The organism is Pseudomonas libanensis (assembly GCF_001439685.1).
Taxonomy (GTDB): Bacteria; Pseudomonadota; Gammaproteobacteria; order Pseudomonadales; family Pseudomonadaceae; genus Aquipseudomonas; species Aquipseudomonas libanensis.
Window position 1 is genome coordinate 126253 of record NZ_JYLH01000003.1, and the last position, 21851, is coordinate 148103.

21 protein-coding genes and 1 pseudogene are annotated in these 21851 nt (G+C 61.1%); 17 read left to right on the forward strand and 5 right to left on the reverse strand.

What is annotated here, in order from left to right:
* The first annotated feature begins 197 nt into the window (after nucleotides 1-197).
* Entirely contained in the window at nucleotides 198-1790 is a 1593-nt protein-coding gene (locus tag TU73_RS05945; RefSeq protein ID WP_057011428.1) for an ABC transporter substrate-binding protein, read from the forward strand.
* Between the two features lie 110 nt (nucleotides 1791-1900).
* On the opposite strand, the gene radC is transcribed toward TU73_RS05945, so the two are convergent.
* A complete protein-coding gene (radC, locus tag TU73_RS05950) occupies nucleotides 1901-2575 on the reverse strand; it encodes a RadC family protein (protein ID WP_057011429.1) in 675 nt (224 codons plus the stop codon).
* Nucleotides 2576-2718: 143 nt separating this feature from the next.
* Here radC and coaBC point away from each other — a divergent pair, with 143 nt between their 5' ends.
* The 4 genes and pseudogenes from coaBC to argB all read left to right on the forward strand — a co-directional run bounded on the left by coaBC (nucleotide 2719) and on the right by argB (nucleotide 6974).
* Nucleotides 2719-3927, forward strand: coding sequence for a bifunctional phosphopantothenoylcysteine decarboxylase/phosphopantothenate--cysteine ligase CoaBC (gene coaBC, locus TU73_RS05955; RefSeq protein ID WP_057011430.1), 1209 nt, complete (start codon nucleotides 2719-2721; stop codon nucleotides 3925-3927).
* 5 nt (nucleotides 3928-3932) lie between these two features.
* Entirely contained in the window at nucleotides 3933-4388 is a 456-nt protein-coding gene (gene dut, locus TU73_RS05960; protein WP_003213270.1) for a dUTP diphosphatase, read from the forward strand.
* A gap of 253 nt (nucleotides 4389-4641) precedes the next feature.
* Nucleotides 4642-6048: pseudogene (locus tag TU73_RS05965) on the forward strand (phosphomannomutase/phosphoglucomutase); the annotation flags it as partial.
* Between the two features lie 20 nt (nucleotides 6049-6068).
* Nucleotides 6069-6974 (forward strand): acetylglutamate kinase, encoded by a 906-nt coding sequence (argB, locus tag TU73_RS05970; RefSeq protein ID WP_057011432.1) that lies wholly within the window; start codon nucleotides 6069-6071, stop codon nucleotides 6972-6974.
* 168 nt (nucleotides 6975-7142) lie between these two features.
* Here argB and pyrE read toward each other — a convergent pair whose 3' ends face one another.
* Entirely contained in the window at nucleotides 7143-7787 is a 645-nt protein-coding gene (gene pyrE / locus TU73_RS05975) for an orotate phosphoribosyltransferase (protein WP_003195489.1), read from the reverse strand.
* A gap of 82 nt (nucleotides 7788-7869) precedes the next feature.
* Between pyrE and TU73_RS05980 the strand changes: the two genes are divergently transcribed.
* The gene (locus TU73_RS05980) at nucleotides 7870-8649 is read left to right on the forward strand and encodes an exodeoxyribonuclease III (RefSeq protein WP_003195493.1); all 780 of its coding nucleotides are present in this window, start codon (nucleotides 7870-7872) and stop codon (nucleotides 8647-8649) included.
* Between the two features lie 59 nt (nucleotides 8650-8708).
* Here TU73_RS05980 and TU73_RS05985 read toward each other — a convergent pair whose 3' ends face one another.
* Both TU73_RS05985 and rph read right to left on the reverse strand, forming a co-directional pair.
* Entirely contained in the window at nucleotides 8709-9077 is a 369-nt protein-coding gene (locus TU73_RS05985; RefSeq protein WP_043048064.1) for a DUF4870 domain-containing protein, read from the reverse strand.
* Nucleotides 9078-9099: 22 nt separating this feature from the next.
* Entirely contained in the window at nucleotides 9100-9822 is a 723-nt protein-coding gene (gene rph / locus TU73_RS05990) for a ribonuclease PH (RefSeq protein WP_043048066.1), read from the reverse strand.
* 190 nt (nucleotides 9823-10012) lie between these two features.
* Between rph and TU73_RS05995 the strand changes: the two genes are divergently transcribed.
* The 6 genes from TU73_RS05995 (at nucleotide 10013) to TU73_RS06020 (ending at nucleotide 15308) form a co-directional block, all read left to right on the forward strand.
* On the forward strand, nucleotides 10013-10876 hold the full coding sequence (locus TU73_RS05995; protein WP_057011433.1) for a YicC/YloC family endoribonuclease: 864 nt from the start codon (nucleotides 10013-10015) through the stop codon (nucleotides 10874-10876).
* 10 nt (nucleotides 10877-10886) lie between these two features.
* Nucleotides 10887-11507, forward strand: a complete 621-nt coding sequence (gene gmk / locus TU73_RS06000; protein ID WP_057011434.1) for a guanylate kinase — start codon at nucleotides 10887-10889, stop codon at nucleotides 11505-11507.
* A 167-nt stretch (nucleotides 11508-11674) separates the two neighbouring features.
* A complete protein-coding gene (gene rpoZ / locus TU73_RS06005; RefSeq protein WP_003195508.1) occupies nucleotides 11675-11938 on the forward strand; it encodes a DNA-directed RNA polymerase subunit omega in 264 nt (87 codons plus the stop codon).
* Nucleotides 11939-11998: 60 nt separating this feature from the next.
* Nucleotides 11999-14104: a bifunctional GTP diphosphokinase/guanosine-3',5'-bis pyrophosphate 3'-pyrophosphohydrolase gene (gene spoT, locus TU73_RS06010; protein ID WP_015886535.1), complete on the forward strand. Its 2106-nt coding sequence runs from the start codon at nucleotides 11999-12001 to the stop codon at nucleotides 14102-14104.
* A gap of 24 nt (nucleotides 14105-14128) precedes the next feature.
* Complete coding sequence (locus TU73_RS06015; protein ID WP_003176922.1) at nucleotides 14129-14509, forward strand: RidA family protein; 381 nt, start codon at nucleotides 14129-14131, stop codon at nucleotides 14507-14509.
* A 55-nt stretch (nucleotides 14510-14564) separates the two neighbouring features.
* Nucleotides 14565-15308 carry a hypothetical protein gene (locus tag TU73_RS06020; protein ID WP_057011435.1) on the forward strand — a complete coding sequence of 248 codons (744 nt, stop codon included), beginning with the start codon at nucleotides 14565-14567 and terminating at the stop codon, nucleotides 15306-15308.
* A 124-nt stretch (nucleotides 15309-15432) separates the two neighbouring features.
* On the opposite strand, the gene TU73_RS06025 is transcribed toward TU73_RS06020, so the two are convergent.
* On the reverse strand, nucleotides 15433-16284 hold the full coding sequence (locus TU73_RS06025; protein ID WP_057011436.1) for an SDR family oxidoreductase: 852 nt from the start codon (nucleotides 16282-16284) through the stop codon (nucleotides 15433-15435).
* Between the two features lie 187 nt (nucleotides 16285-16471).
* Here TU73_RS06025 and exbB point away from each other — a divergent pair, with 187 nt between their 5' ends.
* From exbB to recG, 5 genes are all read left to right on the forward strand, one after another.
* Entirely contained in the window at nucleotides 16472-17461 is a 990-nt protein-coding gene (gene exbB, locus TU73_RS06030) for a tonB-system energizer ExbB (RefSeq protein ID WP_057011437.1), read from the forward strand.
* Between the two features lie 6 nt (nucleotides 17462-17467).
* Nucleotides 17468-17893, forward strand: a complete 426-nt coding sequence (gene exbD / locus TU73_RS06035) for a TonB system transport protein ExbD (protein WP_003176926.1) — start codon at nucleotides 17468-17470, stop codon at nucleotides 17891-17893.
* Nucleotides 17890-18639, forward strand: a complete 750-nt coding sequence (locus tag TU73_RS06040; RefSeq protein WP_057011438.1) for a TonB family protein — start codon at nucleotides 17890-17892, stop codon at nucleotides 18637-18639. The genes exbD and TU73_RS06040 overlap by 4 nt, the downstream gene beginning before the upstream one ends.
* A 165-nt stretch (nucleotides 18640-18804) precedes the next feature.
* Nucleotides 18805-19725, forward strand: coding sequence for a hydrogen peroxide-inducible genes activator (locus TU73_RS06045; protein ID WP_043048080.1), 921 nt, complete (start codon nucleotides 18805-18807; stop codon nucleotides 19723-19725).
* Between the two features lie 8 nt (nucleotides 19726-19733).
* Nucleotides 19734-21809, forward strand: a complete 2076-nt coding sequence (gene recG / locus TU73_RS06050) for an ATP-dependent DNA helicase RecG (protein ID WP_057011642.1) — start codon at nucleotides 19734-19736, stop codon at nucleotides 21807-21809.
* The last annotated feature ends 42 nt before the right edge of the window (nucleotides 21810-21851 follow it).

Here is a 21851-nt window from a genome sequence, read left to right on the forward strand (position 1 = left end):
TCGTCGCACAGAATGGTTTACAGCGCCCACAGGCACGGGGAAGTACACGGCGAAACGCGCTGAGGCGCCATCAAAACAGCATTTGGGCCAAAAGCACAGGCAAAAATGGGCTAGTCATTTATCAATCAGACCTCTACGGTAGGCTTTTTCCAGACTGCACTCGCAGATGGGCCTTCGATCTGCACAGGAAACCAAATATGCGCCTCGCTGCCCTACCGCTATTGCTTGCCCCTCTCTTTATCGCGCCGACGGCTATCGCGGCCACCAATTTGAGCGTCTGCACCGAGGCCAGCCCCGAGGGGTTCGATGTGGTGCAGTACAACTCGCTGACGACCACCAATGCCTCAGCGGACGTGCTGATGAACCGCCTGGTGGACTTCGACGCAGCCAGCGGAAAACTGGTACCGAGCCTGGCGGACAGTTGGGAAGTCTCATCCGATGGCCTGACATACACCTTCAAGCTGCACCCGGGCGTGAAATTCCACCGCACCAACTATTTCAACCCCAGCCGTACGTTGACCGCCGAAGACGTACGCTTCAGCTTCGAGCGCATGCTTGATCCGGCCAACCCGTGGCACAAAATCGCCCAAAGCGGCTTCCCCCACGCCCAATCCCTGCAATTGCCAGCACTGGTCAAGAAGATTGACGCCCTTGACCCGTTGACCGTGCGTTTCACCCTCGACCACGCCGACTCCACCTTTCTCCCGTCGCTGAGCATGGGCTTTGCCTCGATCTACCCGGCTGAATATGCCGACAAACTGCTCAAGGCCGGCACGCCCGAAAAGCTCAACAGCCAGCCAATCGGCACCGGCCCGTTCGTTTTCGTGCGTTTCCAGAAAGATGCCGTGGTGCGCTACAAGGCCAACCCGGACTACTTCGCCGGCAAGCCGGCGGTGGATAACTTGATCTTCGCCATTACTCCGGATGCCAACGTACGCCTGCAGAAGCTGCACCGCGATGAATGCCAGATCGCACTTTCGCCCAAGCCATTGGATGTGGGCGAGGCCGAAAAAGACCCAGCCTTGAAAGTGGAAAAAACCGCCGCATTCATGACCGCATTCATCGCCATCAACAGCCAGCACCCACCGCTGGACAAGCCCGAGGTGCGCCAGGCGATCAACCTGGCCTTTGACAAGAACAGCTACCTCAAGGCCGTATTCGAAGGCACCGCCGAAGCAGCCAATGGCGTCTACCCACCGAACACCTGGAGCTATGCCCAGGATTTACCGGGCTATCCACAAGATCTCGCCAAAGCCAAGGCGCTGCTCGACCGTGCCGGGCTCAAGGACGGCTTCAAGACCACGATATGGACTCGCCCAACCGGTAGCCTGCTGAACCCCAACCCGAATCTTGGCGCACAGCTGTTGCAGGCCGACCTGGCCAAGGTCGGCATCCAGACCGAAATCCGTGTGATCGAATGGGGCGAGTTGATTCGCCGCGCCAAGGCCGGCGAGCATGACCTGCTGTTCATGGGCTGGGCTGGCGACAACGGCGACCCGGATAACTTCCTGACCCCGCAGTTCTCCTGCGCAGCAGTGAAGTCCGGCACCAACTTCGCCCGCTATTGCGACCCCGCGCTGGATAAGTTGATCCGCGCCGGCAAGACCACCAGCGAGCAAGGTGTGCGCAGCAAGCTGTATCAACAGGCCCAGGCGCAGATCCAGCAGCAGGCACTGTGGCTGCCGCTGGCACATCCGACGGCGTTTGCCCTGGCCCGCAAGAATGTCGAGGGCTATCAGGTGAGCCCGTTCGGGCGTCAGGATTATTCGAAAGTCAGTGTCAAACCGTAAGGCGCAACACCTTGCTCGCGAAGATCGTTAACGATAATGCGAAAACCCTGATGCCCCGCGAGATCATCAGGTTTTCGCGAGCAAGCTCGCTCCTACACATACAGGTGTCGTTATATCCACCCGTATTCAGCCATCGACAGCGGGTCACCATCTCCGACGATGATGTGGTCCAGCACGCGCACATCTACCGCCTCCAGCGCCTTTTGCAGCAACTTGGTCAATTTTCGATCAGCGGCACTGGGTTCTACACTCCCGGACGGATGGTTGTGACACAGGATCAGCGCCGCCGCGTTGTACGCCAGCGCGCGCTTGACCACTTGCCGCGGATAAACAATCGCGGTGTCGATGGTGCCCTGAAACATTGCCTCAAAACCCAACACCCGATGTTTTGAATCAAGAAACAGGCAGCCAAAAATCTCATGGGGTTCATGGCGTAGTAGTGCCTTGAGGTACTCGCGCACGGCCAGCGGGCTCTCCAGCACCGAATCAGCGCGCAAGCGCTCGGCCATGTGGCGCCGGGACATTTCCAGCACCGCCTGCAGCTGGGCAAACTTCGCCGGCCCCAGCCCCAGGTGCTGGCTGAACAGCGTCTGGCTGGCCTCCAGCAGTGGACGCAAGCCACCGAATTGCGCCAACAGATGGCGCGCCAGATCGACCGCACTTCTACCGCAAACCCCTGTACGCAGGAAGATCGCCAACAACTCGGCATCGGACAGGCTCGCCGCGCCGCCTTCCAACAGTTTCTCCCGCGGGCGCTCCGCCACGGGCCAATCACGAATACTCATCCTACCTCCGTGTGTACCTGCTCCGCTGTTGCCCAGCGGGCGCTGTGTTATCGTAGGCGCTCTTTTTTGCGTGCGATTTCACCTGGGGAGGGGTCATCGCAGGCGTCACTGAACTGGCATCACTGAACTGGAAAGGCAAACCAATGCAGCGTCTGTATCGGAAACGCATCGTTCTCGGCGTCGGCGGCGGCATTGCCGCCTACAAGAGCGCAGAGCTGGTTCGCAGGCTCCTGGACCAGGGCGCCGAAGTGCGCGTGGTCATGACCCGTGGCGGCAGTGAGTTCATCACCCCACTGACCATGCAGGCCCTGTCCGGCCACCCGGTTCACCTGGACCTGCTCGACCCGGCGGCCGAAGCCGCCATGGGCCATATCGAGCTGGCCAAATGGGCCGATCTGGTACTGATCGCCCCGGCCACCGCCGACCTGATCGCCCGCCTGGCCCAGGGCATTGCCGATGATCTGCTGACCACACTGGTATTGGCCACCGACGCCACCGTCGCCATCGCCCCGGCCATGAACCAGGCCATGTGGCGCGACCCGGCTACCCAGGCCAATACCCAGCTCCTGCAAAGCCGCGGCCTCCAGGTGTTCGGCCCCGCTTCCGGCAGCCAAGCCTGCGGCGATGTCGGCATGGGCCGCATGCTCGAAGCCACCGACCTGGCACAATGCGCCGCCGAGTGCTTCCAGCACCTGGCCCTGACCGGCAAGCACGTGCTGATCACCGCCGGCCCGACCCAGGAAAACATCGACCCGGTGCGCTACATCACCAACCATAGCTCAGGGAAAATGGGCTTCGCGTTGGCAGAAGCAGCGGTCGAGGCAGGCGCACGGGTCACCCTGATCACCGGCCCGGTGCATCTGCCCACCCCTGACCGCGTCACGCGAATCGACGTAGTCAGCGCCCGGGACATGCTGGCAGCCTGTGAAGCGGCCATTCCCTGCGACCTGTTCATCGCCTCGGCAGCGGTTGCGGATTACCGCCCGGAAGTCGTCGCCCCGCAAAAGCTCAAGAAAGACCCCACAAGCGGCGACGGCCTGCTCCTGCAAATGGTGCGCAACCCGGACATCCTGGCCACCATCGCCACTCGTCCGGATCGCCCGTTCAGTGTAGGTTTTGCTGCCGAAACCGAGCACCTGCTGGACTACGCCGCACGCAAACTGAAAGACAAAAACCTCGACCTGATCGTTGCCAACGATGTCGCCAACCCGAGCATCGGCTTCAACAGCGAGGAAAATGCGTGCAGCGTGATCGACCGCGAGCTGCACGCCACCCTTTTCGCCCAGACCAGCAAGGGCAAGATTGCCCGCCAACTGATCTCTTTTATCGCCCAACGGCTGAACCAGGTTTAATTTCCATGCACGCTTTGCAAGCCAAGATCCTCGATCCCCGCATCGGCAACGAATTCCCCCTGCCGGCCTACGCCACTCCAGGCTCCGCCGGCCTGGACCTGCGCGCCATGCTCAAGCAAGACACCGTCCTTGAACCGGGCCAGACCATCCTGATCCCCACCGGCCTGTCGATCTATGTCGGCGACCCTGGCCTGGCGGCGCTGATCCTGCCGCGCTCCGGCCTGGGCCATAAACACGGGATCGTGCTGGGCAACCTGGTCGGCCTGATCGACTCCGACTACCAGGGCGAGCTGATGGTGTCGTGCTGGAACCGCGGCCAGACCGCGTTCAACATCGCAGTCGGCGAACGCATCGCCCAGCTGGTATTGGTGCCCGTGGTACAGGCGCACTTCGAACTGGTAGAAGAGTTCGACGAAACCCAGCGCGGCGCAGGCGGTTTTGGGCATTCCGGCAGTCACTGACTAAGCTGAATCAGGCCGGACACCCGGGTCCGGCCCGATGCCACCGCCTGGCGTTCAGGATGAAGAATGCGCGGAGCTCACAAACTAGATTTATCCGGGGAAATCAATGCATTACATGACCGTACGGGCAAGCCAAAGGCCCCGATGGCACTTTTACACCACGAACTCTCTGCCGAAAACGCCGTCATACCCTTCAGTTTGAGCCTGCCGGCCAGCCCCATTCAGGCCAGCCCCGCCCCTTTCAGATGGAGTTTCCCCCGCGATGAGTACTGCAGCCCGCGTAGCCCCAACCTTCCCCGACAGCATTTTTCGCGCCTATGACATTCGGGGCGTGGTACCCAAGACCCTGACTGCCGAAACCGCCTACTGGATTGGCCGCGCCATCGGCTCCCAGAGCCTGGCCCAGGACGAACCCAACGTGTCAGTGGGGCGTGACGGCCGCTTGTCCGGCCCGGAGCTGGTCGAGCAATTGATCCAGGGGCTGGCCGACAGCGGCTGCCACGTCAGCGACGTCGGCCTGGTGCCGACACCCGCGCTGTATTACGCCGCCAATGTCCTGGCCGGCAAATCCGGGGTGATGCTCACCGGCAGCCATAACCCGTCGGACTACAACGGTTTCAAGATCGTCATCGCAGGCGACACCCTGGCCAACGAACAGATCCAGGCCCTGCACACCCGCCTGAAAACCAACGACTTGACCAGTGGCACCGGCAGCATTACCAAGGTCGACATCCTCCAGCGCTACTCCGATGAAATCACCCGTGACGTCAAGCTCGCCCGCCGCATGAAAGTCGTGGTGGACTGCGGCAACGGCGCGGCCGGCGTGATCGCCCCGCAGTTGCTCGAAGCCCTGAACTGCGAGGTGATCCCGCTGTTCTGCGACGTCGATGGCAACTTCCCCAACCATCACCCGGACCCAGGCAAGCCAGAAAACCTGGTGGACCTGATCGCCAAGGTCAAGGAAGTGGGCGCCGACGTGGGCCTGGCCTTCGATGGCGACGGCGACCGCGTGGGCGTGGTGACCGAAACCGGCGAGATTGTGTTCCCGGACCGCCTGCTGATGCTGTTCGCCCGCGACGTGGTGGCGCGCAATGCCAACGCCGAGATCATCTTCGACGTGAAATGCACCCGCCGCCTGACACCATTGATAAAGGAATACGGCGGTCGCCCGCTAATGTGGAAGACCGGTCATTCGTTGATCAAAAAGAAAATGAAGGAAACCGGCGCGCTGTTGGCCGGTGAGATGAGCGGCCACGTATTCTTCAAGGAGCGCTGGTTCGGGTTTGACGACGGTATTTACAGCGCCGCTCGTCTGCTGGAAATCCTCAGCAAGGAAAAATCTACGGCAGAAGAGCTGTTTCAGACCTTCCCGAATGATATTTCTACGCCAGAGATCAATATCCATGTGACCGAAGAGAGCAAATTCAGCATCATTGACGCACTGCATGATGCGCAATGGGGTGAAGGCGCCAATCTGACCACCATTGATGGTGTGCGAGTCGATTACGCCAAAGGCTGGGGCCTGGTACGCGCGTCCAACACTACGCCGGTGCTGGTCCTGCGTTTCGAGGCGGATACCGAGGCTGAGCTGCAGCGCATCAAGGACGTGTTCCACGCCCAGTTGAAACGTGTTGCCCCTGATCTCCAATTACCGTTCTGATTTTTTGCCCGGAGCCCTGAATGACCCTCGAACGCGAAGCCGCTGCCAACACCGCCAAGGTCCTGTCCGAAGCGTTGCCTTACATTCGACGCTACGTCGGCAAGACGCTGGTGATCAAGTACGGCGGCAATGCCATGGAAAGCGACGAGCTGAAAACCGGCTTTGCCCGCGACATCGTGCTGATGAAAGCCGTAGGGATCAACCCCGTGGTGGTGCACGGTGGCGGCCCGCAGATCGGCGACCTGCTCAAGCGCCTGTCAATCGAGAGTCACTTCATCGATGGCATGCGCGTCACTGACGCGCAGACCATGGACGTGGTGGAGATGGTCCTCGGCGGCCAGGTCAACAAAGACATTGTCAACCTGATCAACCGCCACGGCGGCAGTGCCATCGGCCTGACCGGCAAGGATGCGGAGCTGATCCGTGCGAAAAAACTCACGGTTACCCGCAAGACTCCCGAGATGACCCAGCCGGAAATCATCGATATCGGCCAGGTGGGCGAAGTGATCGGCATCAACACTGATCTGCTGAATCTGCTGGTCAAGAGCGACTTCATCCCGGTGATCGCACCTATCGGTGTGGGCGCCAACGGCGAGTCCTACAACATCAATGCTGACCTCGTAGCGGGCAAGGTGGCTGAAGCACTGAAGGCTGAAAAGCTGATGCTGCTGACCAATATTGCCGGCCTGATGGACAAGGAAGGCAAGGTATTGACCGGCCTGTCCACCCAGCAAGTGGACGAACTGATCGCCGACGGCACCATTTACGGCGGCATGCTGCCGAAGATCGGTTGCGCACTGGGCGCGGTACAGGGCGGCGTGGGTAGCGCGCTGATCCTGGATGGCCGTGTACCGAATGCGGTGCTGTTGGAGATCTTCACGGATACCGGCATGGGTACGCTGATCAGCAACCGCAAGCGTTCTTAATCGCTGCAATTAAAAAGGCCCCGCTCGATCAAATCGAACGGGGCCTTTTGTTTGTACGCAGTTCAAATGTGGGAGCTGGCTTGCCTGCGATGACGGCAGTGCATTCAAAAAAATGCACCGCCTGACACATCGCTATCGCGGGCAAGCCCGCTCCCACTGGGGTCAGTATCAGACGCCAAACTGCTCGCGATACGCCCGTACCGCCGGCAAATGCTGCTTGAGCTGCGGGTCATCTTCCAGGAACTGCAACACCTGGTTCAAAGACACGATACTCACCACCGGAATGCCGAAATCCCGCTCCACTTCCTGGATCGCCGACAACTCACCGTTGCCGCGCTCCTGGCGGTTCAAGGCGATCAGCACACCGGCGGCCTTGGCGCCGTCCTGGGACGCGATGATCTGCATCACTTCACGAATCGCGGTGCCGGCGGTGATCACGTCATCGATGATCAGCACATCGCCAGTCAGCGGAGCGCCGACCAGGCTGCCGCCTTCACCATGGGCCTTGGCTTCCTTGCGGTTGAAACACCATGGCAGATCCTGCCCATGATGTTCCGCAAGGGCCACCGCTGTAGCCGCAGCCAGGGGAATCCCCTTGTAGGCCGGGCCGAAGAGCACGTCGAAGGAAATACCGCTTTCAACGATGGCTGCCGCGTAGAAACGACCCAGCTGAGCCAGGGCCGAACCCGAGTTGAACAGGCCCGCATTGAAGAAGTACGGGCTGGTGCGCCCGGACTTGAGAGTGAACTCACCGAAGCGTAGAACGCCGCGATCGATGGCAAAACGAATGAAATCGCGTTGATACGCCTGCATGAAAAAAGCCTCAGATACCACGGATTTAGCTAATTAGGTGGACGGCGTGTATCATACACGCACGCGATTTTTGGGGCCATTTATGCGGATCATCAGTGTGAACGTTAATGGTATTCAGGCTGCAGTCGAGCGTGGTTTGCTCAGTTGGCTGCAAGCACAGAATGCCGACGTCATCTGCCTGCAGGACACCCGCGCCTCCGCCTTTGAACTGGACGACCCAGCCTTCCAACTGGATGGCTACTTCCTTTATGCCTGCGATGCCGAAGTGCCCACCCAAGGTGGCGTGGCTTTGTACTCGCGGTTGCAACCCAAGGCGGTCATCAGCGGCCTCGGCTTCGAGACAGCCGACCGCTACGGGCGTTACCTGCAAGCCGATTTCGACAAGGTCAGCATCGCGACCTTGCTGCTTCCCTCGGGGCAGAACGGCGATGAAGACTTGAACCAGAAGTTCAAGCTAATGGACGACTTCGCCCGTTATCTGGATAAACAGCGACGCAAACGTCGCGAGTACATTTATTGTGGCTCGCTGTACGTGGCGCAACAGAAGCTGGATATCAAGAACTGGCGCGACAGCCAGCAGTCCCCGGGCTTCCTGGCGCCGGAACGGGCCTGGATGGACGAGATTGTCGGCAACATGGGCTATGTCGACGCCCTGCGTGAAGTCAGCCGTGAAGGCGACCAGTACAGCTGGTGGCCGGACAACGAACAGGCCGAGATGCTCAACCTGGGTTGGCGCTTCGACTACCAGTTGCTGACCCCAGGACTGCGCCGGTTCGTGCGCAGTGCACGCCTGCCGCGTCAGCCACGCTTCTCGCAACACGCGCCATTGATCGTGGACTACGACTGGACATTGACCATCTGAGGTCGTACTCCAGGCACAAAAAAACCGACAGCGATGTCGGTTTTTTTGTGGCCGGTCGGTTACTTGACCAGGCGCCAGGTCCACGGATAGCGGTAAGCAACGCCTTTGTTGGCCTGGATCCCGGCGATGATCGTCAGTATCAGCGCCCCGATCACCAACACGGTCATCAGCAAAAAGCCGATGACCACGAAGCCCAGCACCAGGCACACCAGCCAGGCGATCGCCACGGTAATCTGGAAATTCAGCGCTTCCTTGCCCTGATCATCGATAAGCGGGTCCACGTCCTTCTTGAACTGCCACAGGATCAGCGGCCCCAACAAGCTGCCGAAGGGAAATACCAACCCCGCAAACGCCGCGAAGTGACACAACATTGCCAACTGGCGTACTTCCTTGGACGGTGCCGGAACCGGCAACTGGCTGTCACTCATGGCGTTTCTCCTTGGCGCCGGCTCAGTCGGCCAGCGCGGCGTTCTGCAGTTGGAAAATTTCGGTCATGCCTTTCTGGGCCAAGGCCAGCATCGCGTTCAGCTCAGCCGGCTGGAATGGCGCGCCTTCAGCGGTGCCCTGCACTTCGATGAAACCACCGGTGCTGGTCATGACCACGTTCAGGTCAGTCTCGGCGGCCGAATCCTCCAGGTAGTCCAGGTCCAGCACAGGCTCACCCTGGTACATGCCGACCGATACCGCGGCGATCATCTGCTTGAGCGGGTCACCGGCCTTGAGGCCGCCGCGTTTCTTGATCACTTTCAACGCGTCGACCAGGGCCACCATGGCACCGGTGATGGAGGCAGTACGGGTACCGCCATCCGCCTGGATCACGTCGCAGTCGACGTACAGGGTCACGTCGCCCAGCTTGGACATGTCCAGGGCGGCGCGCAGGGAACGACCGATCAGGCGCTGGATTTCGAGGGTGCGCCCGCCTTGCTTGCCACGGCTGGCTTCACGCTGGTTACGCTCGCCAGTGGCGCGCGGCAGCATGCCGTATTCAGCGGTCAACCAACCCTGGCCCTGGCCCTTGAGGAACCGCGGCACGCCGTTTTCGACGCTGACGGTGCAGATCACCTTGGTATCGCCAAACTCGACCAGTACGGATCCCTCGGCGTGTTTGGTGTAGTTGCGGGTGATGCGGATCGAGCGGAGCTGATCGGCAGCGCGACCACTTGGACGTTTCATAGGGGATACCTGTACGAAGGACGAAAAACTGCCGAGCATTATAGAGCCGCCAGCCGGTTCGGGGCACTTCTAAAAATTCGGTTACGAATGCGCATGTTTGGGCGCCTCCTGCGCACTGCGCTACAATCCTGCGCCTCGCTCCTACAGGTCGGCCTGGCCAATCTCTATTTATCCAACAAGAGGTACCTCCATGGTGCACAGCATGACCGCCTTCGCCCGTGTCGAAAAAGCCGGGGCCCAAGGCACCCTCAGTTGGGAATTGCGCTCGGTCAACAGCCGTTACCTGGAGCCGCACCTGCGCCTGCCGGAGTCGTTCCGCGACCTCGAAGGCGCCGTCCGTGAAGCGCTGCGCCAGGGCATCTCCCGTGGCAAGCTGGAATGCACCCTGCGCTTTACCGAAGAAACTACCGGCAAGCCACTGCAGGTCGACCGCGACCGCGCCGCGCAACTGGTGGCCGCCGCCGAAACCATCGCCGGCCTGATCAAGCAACCGGCCGCGCTGAACCCTCTGGAAGTGCTGGCCTGGCCCGGCGTGCTGGTGGCCGACGCAACTGACCCGCAAGCCTTGAATGCCGAAGCCCTCGCCCTGTTCAACCAGGGCCTGAAGGAACTCAAGGCCGGTCGCGAGCGCGAAGGCGCCGAACTGGCGCGCCTGATCAACGAGCGCCTGACCGCGATCGAAGTAGACGTGATCACCCTGCGTGAACTGGTGCCGCAGATGCTCGCCACCCAGCGCCAGAAGGTTCTCGACCGTTTCACCGACATGAAGGCCGACCTCGACCCGACGCGGCTGGAACAGGAAATGGTCCTGCTCGCACAGAAGAGCGATGTGGCCGAAGAGCTCGATCGCCTGAGCACCCACATCCTTGAAGTGCGCCGCGTCCTCAAATCTGGCGGTGCCGCCGGTCGGCGCCTGGACTTCCTGATGCAGGAACTCAACCGCGAAGCCAATACACTGGGCTCCAAGGCGTTCGATCCGCGCAGTACTACGGCCGCGGTCAACCTCAAAGTGTTGATCGAGCAGATGCGCGAACAAGTACAGAATATTGAGTAAGGCAACCTCCATGACCCACAGCACCGGCACCCTTTACATCATTTCCGCCCCTTCGGGCGCGGGCAAGAGCAGCCTGGTCAAAGCTTTGACCGACGCTGACGAGCAGATCCGCATTTCGGTGTCCCACACCACCCGCGCCATGCGCCCGGGCGAGGTCAATGGCGTGCACTATCACTTCGTCGAGCGCACCGAGTTCGTCAAGATGATCGAACATGGCGATTTCCTCGAACGTGCCGAAGTCTTCGGCAACCTCTACGGCACCTCCCAAAGTCACTTGCAGCAAACTCTGGACGAAGGCCACGATCTGATCCTGGAAATCGATTGGCAGGGCGCCGAGCAAGTACGCCAGCTGATGCCCAAGGCTCGCTCGATCTTCATCCTGCCGCCGTCGCTCGAAGCCTTGCACCAGCGCCTGACCAACCGCGGCCAGGACAGCGACGAGATCATCGAAGGCCGCATGCGCGAGGCCGTCAGCGAAATGAGCCACTACGTCGACTATGACTACCTGATCATCAATGACGATTTCGTCCATGCCCTGGACGATTTGAAGGCGATTTTCCGCGCCAATCAGCTCCAGCAAAAGCGTCAACAGCAGCGTTTCGGCAAATTACTTGCCGAACTGCTCGGCTGATTGGCTCTTCCCAAAAGCGCTGCAAGGGCCTTACATTGGCACTTGCAGCGGTTTTGCGAGGGTCTGCGAAAAATCAGCGCTTCCCTAAACGCTGGTGATTTTTTAAACTGCTCAGTCCGCTCGCCCAACCGGGCAGCGCGCATCTTGCATTCGCTCCGAGGAATACCATGGCCCGCGTAACCGTTGAAGACTGCCTAGAACACGTGGATAACCGCTTTGAGCTGGTCATGCTCTCTACCAAGCGTGCCCGTCAACTGGCCACTGGCGGCAAAGAGCCCCTGGTCCAGTGGGAAAACGACAAGCCTACCGTTGTAGCCCTGCGTGAAATTGCTGAAGGCCTGATGAGCTACGAGTTCATCGCCAACGCCGAAATCGTTGAAGACGAGCCGCTGTTTGCAGCGTTCGAAGGCGAGTCCAACGAGGACGTCTAAGCCTATGCCTGGTCGACGTAGCACGGCACGGGGTCACAGCCATCGGCAGGAGTTCATACTTTGCCGAGCATAGACGCCCTCGCCGATCGCTTATCGACCTACCTCGGCCCAGACCAGGTCAACCTGGTCCGCCGAGCGTATTTCTACGCCGAACAAGCCCACGATGGCCAACGCCGCCGCAGTGGCGAGGCGTATGTCACCCATCCTCTTGCGGTGGCAAATATTCTTGCCGACATGCACATGGACCATCAGAGCCTGATGGCTGCGATGCTGCATGACGTGATCGAAGACACCGGCATTGCCAAGGAAGCGCTCAGTGCGCAGTTTGGCGAAACCGTGGCCGAACTGGTCGACGGTGTCAGCAAACTGACCCAGATGAATTTCGAGACCAAGGCCGAAGCCCAGGCGGAAAACTTCCAGAAAATGGCCATGGCCATGGCCCGGGATATCCGGGTGATCCTGGTCAAGCTGGCCGACCGGCTGCACAACATGCGCACGCTTGAAGTGCTGTCCGGCGAGAAACGCCGGCGCATCGCCAAGGAAACCCTGGAAATCTACGCGCCCATCGCCAACCGGCTGGGCATGCACGCCATTCGCATCGAATTCGAAGACCTCGGCTTCAAAGCCATGCACCCGATGCGTTCGGCGCGCATCTACCAGGCGGTCAAGCGCGCCCGGGGCAACCGCAAGGAAATCGTCAACAAGATCGAAGAGTCCCTGAGCCATTGCCTGGCAATCGACGAGATCGAGGGCGAAGTCAGCGGCCGGCAGAAGCACATCTACGGCATCTACAAGAAGATGCGCGGCAAACGCCGGGCCTTCAACGAGATCATGGACGTGTACGCGTTCCGGATCATCGTCGACAAGGTCGATACCTGCTACCGCGTGCTGGGTGCTGTGCATAATTTGTACAAACCCCTGCCGGGCCGCTTCAAGGACTACATCGCAATCCCCAAGGCCAACGGCTACCAGTCGCTGCACACCACGCTGTTCGGTATGCATGGCGTGCCCATCGAGATCCAGATCCGCACCCGCGAAATGGAAGAGATGGCCAACAACGGCATCGCCGCCCACTGGCTGTACAAATCCAGCGGCGACGAGCAGCCCAAAGGCACCCATGCCCGCGCCCGCCAATGGGTCAAGGGCGTGCTGGAAATGCAGCAACGTGCCGGCAACTCCCTGGAATTCATCGAAAGCGTGAAGATCGACCTGTTCCCGGACGAGGTCTACGTGTTCACGCCCAAGGGCCGGATCATGGAGCTGCCAAAAGGCTCAACGGCGGTCGACTTTGCCTACGCGGTGCACACCGACGTCGGCAACAGCTGCATAGCCTGCCGCATCAATCGTCGTCTCGCACCGCTGTCGGAACCGCTGCAAAGCGGCTCCACCGTCGAGATCGTCAGTGCTCCGGGTGCACGCCCAAACCCGGCGTGGCTCAACTTCGTGGTCACCGGCAAGGCACGTACGCATATTCGCCATGCCCTGAAACTGCAGCGCCGTTCCGAGTCAATCAGCCTGGGCGAACGCCTGCTGAACAAGGTACTCAACGGTTTCGACAGCGCCCTAGACAAGATCCCGCAGGAACGCGTGCAAGCGATGCTCCACGAATACCGCCAGGAGACCATCGAAGACCTGCTGGAAGATATCGGCCTGGGCAACCGCATGGCCTACGTGGTCGCCCGCCGTCTGCTGGGCGAGGGCGAACAGCTGCCGAGCCCGGAAGGCCCGCTGGCGATTCGTGGTACCGAGGGCCTGGTGCTCAGCTACGCCAAATGCTGCACGCCGATCCCTGGCGACCCGATTGTCGGGCACTTGTCCGCTGGCAAAGGCATGGTGGTGCACCTGGACAACTGCCGCAACATCACCGAAATCCGCCACAACCCGGAAAAATGCATCCAGCTCTCGTGGGCCAAGGATGTCACCGGCGAATTCAACGTCGAGCTGCGGGTGGAGCTGGAACACCAGCGCGGCCTGATCGCCCTGTTGGCCAGCAGCGTCAACGCCGCCGACGGCAATATCGAGAAAATCAGCATGGACGAACGCGATGGTCGCATCAGCGTGGTCCAACTGGTGGTCAGCGTGCACGACCGCGTGCACCTGGCCCGCGTAATCAAAAAGTTGCGCGCCTTGACCGGTGTGATCCGCATCACCCGCATGCGTGCATAACCGATCCATTACAAGGAGTCATTCATGACCAAGACAGTTATCACCAGCGATAAAGCTCCAGCCGCCATCGGCACTTATTCCCAGGCGATCAAGGCGGGCAACACCGTCTACATGTCCGGCCAGATCCCACTGGACCCAAAGACCATGGAACTGGTTGAAGGCTTTGAAGCCCAGACCGTACAGGTCTTCGAAAACCTCAAGTCCGTGGCCGAAGCCGCCGGCGGCTCGTTCAAGGACATCGTCAAGCTGAACATCTTCCTCACCGACCTGAGTCACTTCGCCAAGGTCAACGAGATCATGGGCAAGTACTTCGAACAACCCTACCCAGCCCGCGCCGCCATTGGCGTTGCCGCCCTGCCAAAGGGCGCACAGGTTGAGATGGACGCCATTCTGGTCATCGAGTAAAACACCCGGCGCAGCCCAGCAGGCTGCGCCGACTTCGTTTCAGAAGGATTTCGTGATGCGCAAAGCGCTTGTAGCCTCTTCGTTGCTCGCCCTGGTGCTGGGCGGCTGTGCCAGCAACCCCGCCGACCTGGATGTGAGCGGTACCTGGATCAACCAGGCCGCCATCGATGCGGCAGCCAAGGGCAGCCCTTTGCGTGAAGCCCTGCAGTCCTATGGCCCCAACCTTGAGTGGGAGGTCAACACCAAGGCTTTGCAGGCGCGCTACTACAACGGTTTTGAAGTGGCGGAAGGCAAGTTGTCGGCTGAAAAACCCGGTGCGTGGAGCGTGGACTTCTATGGCAGCTCTGCCACCGAACTCAAGCGCAAAGGCAAACAATTGCTGCAAGTGGCCAACGACAATGAGCCAGAGCAGCTGTTCGCCCGCGCCAAAGACCCGGCCCCCGAAGGCGCACCACTGGGTGCCAACTTCGAACGGGCACTGTATGCGGCCTACATGGGCGGCGACTGGAAGATAACCGACGGCACCGGCAACGGCGCCACGGTGCAGTTCCAGGCTGACGGCAAGGTCGCCGGCTTGCCTGGCGTTGACCGTTACTCACTGTGCCTGGCGGGTGATTGCGCCTCCATGAGCGGCGGCTACGACAGCATCTGGCTGCAACTGAACGGCCAGGGCAACCCATGGATCTTCGTACGCAAGGGTGAGCAGCTGGAAATCTTCCAGGCGATCAACACCGCGCAGGCGGATGAAGTGCCTTCGTTTACTCCAGGCCCGCGCCAGTGGCTGCTGGAAAAGCAATAACCGCCCTTGCATAAAACTAAATGTGGGAGGGGGCTTGCCCCCGATGGCATCACATCAGTCAATATTTCCTTGGCTGACTCACCGCTATCGGGAGCAAGCCCCCTCCCACATCTTTGACCGCGTTTCAGCCTTTCAGGATCGCGGCATAGCCTTCCCGGTAAGTCGGATACATCGGCACCCAGCCCAACGCCTTGATACGCGCATTACTGCATTGCTTGCTCCCCGCACGCCGCACACTCGCGTCCTCCGCCCATTCGGTCACACCCAGGTATTCACGTAACCAGGCCACCACCTCGGCCAATGGCGCCGGCGCATCGTCGACGCCGATATAGACCTTGCCCAGTGCACCGCCCTGTTCCACGTGCCGCAGCAAAAAGGCCAGCAGCCCGGCCGCATCATCGGCGTGAATCCTGTTGCCATATAAGGGCGGGTCAATCGCTACCCGATAACCTTGGCGCACCTGGGTCAACAGCCATTCGCGCCCCGGACCGTAAATCCCGGTCAGCCGTACAATAGTGGCGGGGATGCCGCTGTCGAGCGCCACTTGCTCTGCCTCCAGCATCACCTGCCCGGAATAACCCTTCGCTTGCGTCTCTGACGTTTCGTCGACCCACTCGCCGTTCTGCTGCCCATACACACTGCTGCTGGATACGAACAACAGGTGTTTCGGCTCCTGGCCGTAGTCCTTCAACCACTCCAGCACATGCTGCAGCCCCTGCACGTAAGCGGCGCGATAGCCGGCTTCGTCGTGTTCGGTGGCAGCGGCGCAATACACCAGGTAATCCACCCCGCCGATGGGCCAGGTATCAGGGCAATCCTCGTCGAACAGGTCGCCGGCGATGCCGATCACCCCCTCGGGCAGGCGCGAAATATCGCGGCGCAGGCCATGAACCTCCCATTCCGAGGCCAGCAATTGGCTAGCCAGCCGACTACCCACATCGCCGCAACCGGCAATCACAACAGAAGGCACAGACATCACAAAACTCCGTTCTTAAAGGCGCAGATTAGCCGCCAGACATGACCAGCGGCCAGAAAAAGCACAAATAAAGTTACTGTATTACTTCTGTTAACAAGAATTACTTGCAATAATAACCGCCCATTTGTCCTCGACCCCATGGGTCTGGAAGGACGATCACTCATTTTTTCTCTCAGGTCCGGCCAGCATGACACGTAATACAAACCCCGCTTCGCCAACCAAGCTTCACAGCCCATCCCGCGCCTGGCGTGCGATTGCTGCGATGCTGTTCAGCGTACTGCTGGCACCGACCGCCGCATTCGCTGATGCCACGGCCCCCGCCGCTCCGGCTGCTGCCACTGAGCAAAATGCTGCTGCCCCGGCGGCCGCTCCAGCTCCAGCTCCAGCCGCTACCGACCCAGCCCAGACTGCGGGCGACGCCGCACCTGCCGACGAAACCGGCGTGGTGCTGGAAGAAGACAACACCCTGGGCATGGCCCACGACTTGTCGCCATGGGGCATGTACCAGAATGCCGACGTGGTGGTGAAGGCCGTGATGATCGGCCTGGCCATCGCCTCGATCATTACCTGGACTATCTGGATTGCCAAAGGCTTCGAGCTGCTGGGCGCCAAGCGCCGCCTGCGTGCTGAAATCGTCCACCTGAAAAAAGCCAATACCCTCAAGGAAGCGAGCGAAACCGCGACCAGGAAGGGCACCCTGGCCAACACCCTGGTGCACGACGCGCTGGAAGAAATGCGCCTGTCGGCCAATACCCGCGAAAAAGAAGGTATCAAGGAGCGCGTGGCTTTTCGCCTCGAGCGCCTGGTTGCGGCCTGTGGCCGTAACATGAGCAGCGGCACCGGTGTACTCGCCACCATTGGCTCCACCGCGCCTTTCGTCGGCCTGTTCGGCACCGTATGGGGCATCATGAACAGCTTCATCGGCATCGCCAAGACCCAGACCACCAACCTCGCCGTCGTTGCCCCCGGCATCGCCGAAGCCCTGCTGGCTACCGCCCTGGGCCTGGTTGCCGCGATTCCTGCGGTGGTGATCTACAACGTCTTCGCCCGTTCGATTGCCGGCTACAAGGCCCAGGTTTCGGATGCATCGGCAGAAGTCCTGTTGCTGGTCAGCCGTGACCTCGATCACCTGCCTACCGAGCGCAGCTCGCAACCGCACATGGTGAAAGTGGGGTAATCGGCCATGGGCCTGCATTTGAATCAAGGCGACGACGAGCTCGTCGAGAACCACGAAATCAACGTCACACCGTTTATCGACGTGATGCTGGTGCTGCTGATCATCTTCATGGTGGCGGCACCGCTGGCCACCGTGGACATCAAGGTGGACCTGCCAGCATCCAGCGCCAAGCCGGCGCCGCGGCCTGAGAAACCAATCTTCCTCAGCGTCAAGGCAGACCAACGCCTGTTCCTGGGCGAAGAAGAAGTCAAAACTGAAAGCCTGGGCCCGGTGCTCGATGCCAAGACCCAGGGCAAGAAAGACACGACGATCTTCTTCCAGGCCGACAAAGGCGTGGACTACGGCGACCTGATGAGCGTGATGGATGCCCTGCGGGCAGCCGGCTACCTCAAGGTGGGCCTGGTCGGACTTGAGACGGCAGCCAAGAAATGATCACGACGCGCCACAAACTGACGCGTTATGGCACCAGCCTCGCCGTCGTGCTGGGCGTGCATGCCGTCGCGATCATCATCGCGCTCCAATGGTCCGCGCCGCAGGTGATCCAGTTGCCACCCGCCGCCATGGTCATCGACCTGGCGCCGATGCCGGCACCGCCACCTCCGGCACCGCCCAAGGTGGTGACGCCGCCGCAGCCGCCTGCCCCCGTGGAAGAGCTGCCCCTGCCCAAAATGGCCGAGGCGCCTAAGCCAACGATCCAGGTGCCCAAGCCGGTCAAGCCCAAGCCTAAGCCGCAACCGCCCAAGCCGGTGGAGAAGAAGCCCGAGCCACCCAAGGAAAAACCTTCCGAGGAGCCACCGAGCGAAACTCCACCGACCAATACACCGGCGGAAAAATCGGCCCAGCCCGCGCCTGGCCCATCGGCACAGCAGATAGCGGCCCAGGCATCCTGGCAAAGCACTCTGCTGGCGCACCTGCAGAAGTACAAGAAGTACCCACCCGCCGCCCAACAGCGCGGCAAGGAAGGTATGAATCGCTTGCGCTTCGTGGTCGATGCCGAGGGCAACGTATTGTCCTACGAGTTGGAAGGCCGCTCCGGCAACGCCGACCTGGACCGTGCGACCCTGGAGATGATCCGCAAGGCCCAGCCGCTGCCCAAGCCACCAGCCGACCTGCTGAAAAATGGCAGCGTCGAACTCGTTGCGCCGTTCGTCTACAACATCGACAAACGTCGCCGCTAGTTCCATCTATACAGCCATGCGGGAGACGTTTTTTCTCCCGCATACGCTGGCGCCACACCAGCAAAATTTCCGACACTCCTCACTCAATCCCCAGCAAAGTTCTGATAACGTGCGTCTATCGATTGCAGCCGGTATGCTTGGCCTGCAACCTCATGGACGCCTGCTATGACTCTTACAGAATTACGCTACATCGTGACCCTCGCCCAGGAACAGCACTTCGGCCATGCAGCCGAGCGTTGCCACGTCAGCCAGCCGACGCTGTCGGTGGGTGTGAAAAAGCTTGAAGACGAACTCGGTGTGCTGATTTTCGAGCGCAGCAAGAGCGCCGTGCGCCTCACTCCGGTGGGCGAAGGCATCGTGGCCCAGGCCCAGAAGGTGCTGGAACAAGCGCAAAGCATTCGCGAACTGGCCCAGGCCGGCAAGAACCAACTGACCGCGCCGCTCAAGGTCGGCGCGATCTACACTGTCGGCCCATATCTGTTCCCGCACTTGATCCCGCAACTGCATCGCGTCGCGCCGCAGATGCCGCTGTATATCGAAGAAAACTTCACCCACGTGCTGCGCGACAAACTGCGCAACGGCGAGTTGGACGCGATCATCATCGCCCTGCCGTTCAACGAGGCGGACGTACTCACGCTACCTCTCTACGACGAGCCGTTCTACGTGTTGATGCCGGCCTCCCACCCGTGGACCAAGAAGGACACCATCGACGCCGCCCTGCTCAACGACAAGAGCCTGCTGCTGCTTGGCGAAGGCCACTGCTTCCGCGACCAGGTATTGGAAGCCTGCCCGACCCTGACCAAGGGCAACGACGGCGCCAAGCACACCACGGTGGAATCCAGCTCACTGGAAACCATTCGCCATATGGTCGCTTCCGGCCTGGGCATCTCGATCCTGCCGCTGTCAGCCGTAGACAGCCATCACTACGCCCAGGGCGTGATCGAAGTGCGCCCACTCACCCCTCCGGTGCCGTTTCGTACCGTGGCGATCGCCTGGCGCGCCAGCTTCCCACGCCCCAAAGCGATTGAGATCCTCGCCGACTCGATCCGCCTGTGTTCGGTGGCCAAGCCGCCCGTTGCGAGCTAAGCAACCGTATGACTGAGCTGTCGCAGGTACCGGTGACGGCACTCAAGGGTGTCGGTGAAGCCATGGCCGAAAAGCTGGCCAAGGTCGGCCTGGAAAACCTTCAGGATGTATTGTTTCACCTGCCCCTGCGCTACCAGGATCGCACCCGCGTGGTGCCCATCGGCCACTTGCGCCCCGGGCAGGACGCGGTGATCGAAGGCACCGTCAGCGGCGCCGACGTGGTGATGGGCAAGCGCCGCAGCCTGGTGGTGCGCCTGCAGGATGGCACCGGCGGCTTGAGCCTGCGCTTCTACCATTTCAGCAACGCGCAGAAAGAGGGCCTCAAGCGTGGCACACGCGTGCGCTGCTACGGTGAGGCGCGCCCAGGCGCTTCGGGCCTGGAAATCTACCACCCGGAATACCGCGCCATTACCGGCGATGAGCCGCCACCGGTAGATACCACGCTCACACCGATCTACCCGCTGACCGAAGGCCTGACCCAGCAACGCCTGCGCCAGCTGTGCATGCAGACCCTGACCATGCTCGGCCCGCAAAGCCTGCCCGACTGGCTGCCCCTGGAGCTGGCCCGCGATTATCAACTGGCGCCCCTGGCTGATGCGATCCGCTACCTGCACCACCCGCCCGCCGACGCCGATGTGGACGAACTCGCCCTCGGCCATCACTGGGCCCAACATCGCCTGGCCTTCGAAGAACTGCTGACCCATCAGCTGTCCCAGCAGCGCCTGCGCGAGAGCATGCGCTCCTTGCGTGCGCCAGCGTTGCCCAAGGCCACGCGGCTGCCCGCGCAATACCTGGCCAACCTCGGCTTTGCGCCGACCGGAGCGCAACAGCGCGTAGGTAATGAAATCGCCTACGACTTAAGCCAACAGGAACCCATGCTGCGCCTGATCCAGGGCGATGTGGGCGCGGGCAAGACCGTGGTCGCCGCCCTCGCCGCCCTTCAGGCGCTGGAAGCCGGTTACCAGGTGGCGCTGATGGCGCCGACGGAAATCCTTGCCGAACAACATTTCATTACCTTCAAACGCTGGCTCGAACCCCTGGGCCTGGAAGTCGCGTGGCTGGCAGGCAAGCTCAAGGGCAAGAACCGCGCCAGCGCCCTGGAGCAAATCGCCGCCGGCGCACCGATGGTGGTGGGTACCCACGCGTTGTTCCAGAACGAAGTGCAGTTCAAGAACCTTGCCTTGGTCATCATTGACGAACAGCACCGCTTCGGCGTGCAACAGCGCCTGGCCCTGCGCCAGAAAGGCGTGGGCGGGCGCATGAACCCGCACCAGTTGATCATGACCGCCACCCCGATCCCACGCACCCTGGCCATGAGCGCCTACGCCGACCTCGACACCTCGATCCTCGACGAATTGCCGCCCGGGCGTACCCCGGTCAACACCGTGCTGGTCACCGACACCCGGCGCGTCGAAGTGATAGAGCGCGTGCGCGGCGCCTGTGCCGAAGGCCGTCAGGCGTACTGGGTATGCACCTTGATCGAAGAGTCTGAAGAGCTGACCTGCCAGGCCGCCGAGACCACCTACGAAGATCTCACCAGCGCCTTGGGCGAGCTCAAGGTCGGGCTGATCCATGGGCGCATGAAACCTGCGGAGAAGGCCGCAGTGATGGCCGAGTTCAAGGCCGGCAACCTGCAATTGCTGGTGGCGACCACGGTGATCGAAGTGGGCGTGGACGTGCCCAACGCCAGCCTGATGATCATCGAAAACCCCGAGCGCCTGGGCCTGGCGCAACTGCACCAACTGCGCGGGCGGGTCGGCCGGGGCAGTGCTGCCAGCCACTGCGTGTTGCTGTATCACCCGCCGCTGTCACAGATTGGTCGCCAGCGCCTGGGTATCATGCGCGAAACCAATGACGGTTTTGTCATCGCCGAAAAAGACCTCGAACTGCGCGGTCCGGGTGAAATGCTCGGCACGCGCCAGACCGGCCTGCTGCAATTCAAGGTTGCCGACCTGATGCGCGACGCCGATCTGCTGCCTGCGGTGCGCGACGCTGCCCAGGCCCTGCTCGAACGCTGGCCCGATCACGTCAGCCCGTTGCTGGATCGCTGGCTGCGGCACGGGCAGCAATACGGCCAAGTGTGACGCCTGACGCACTTATCCGACCAACACCTGTATCAAGCTGGT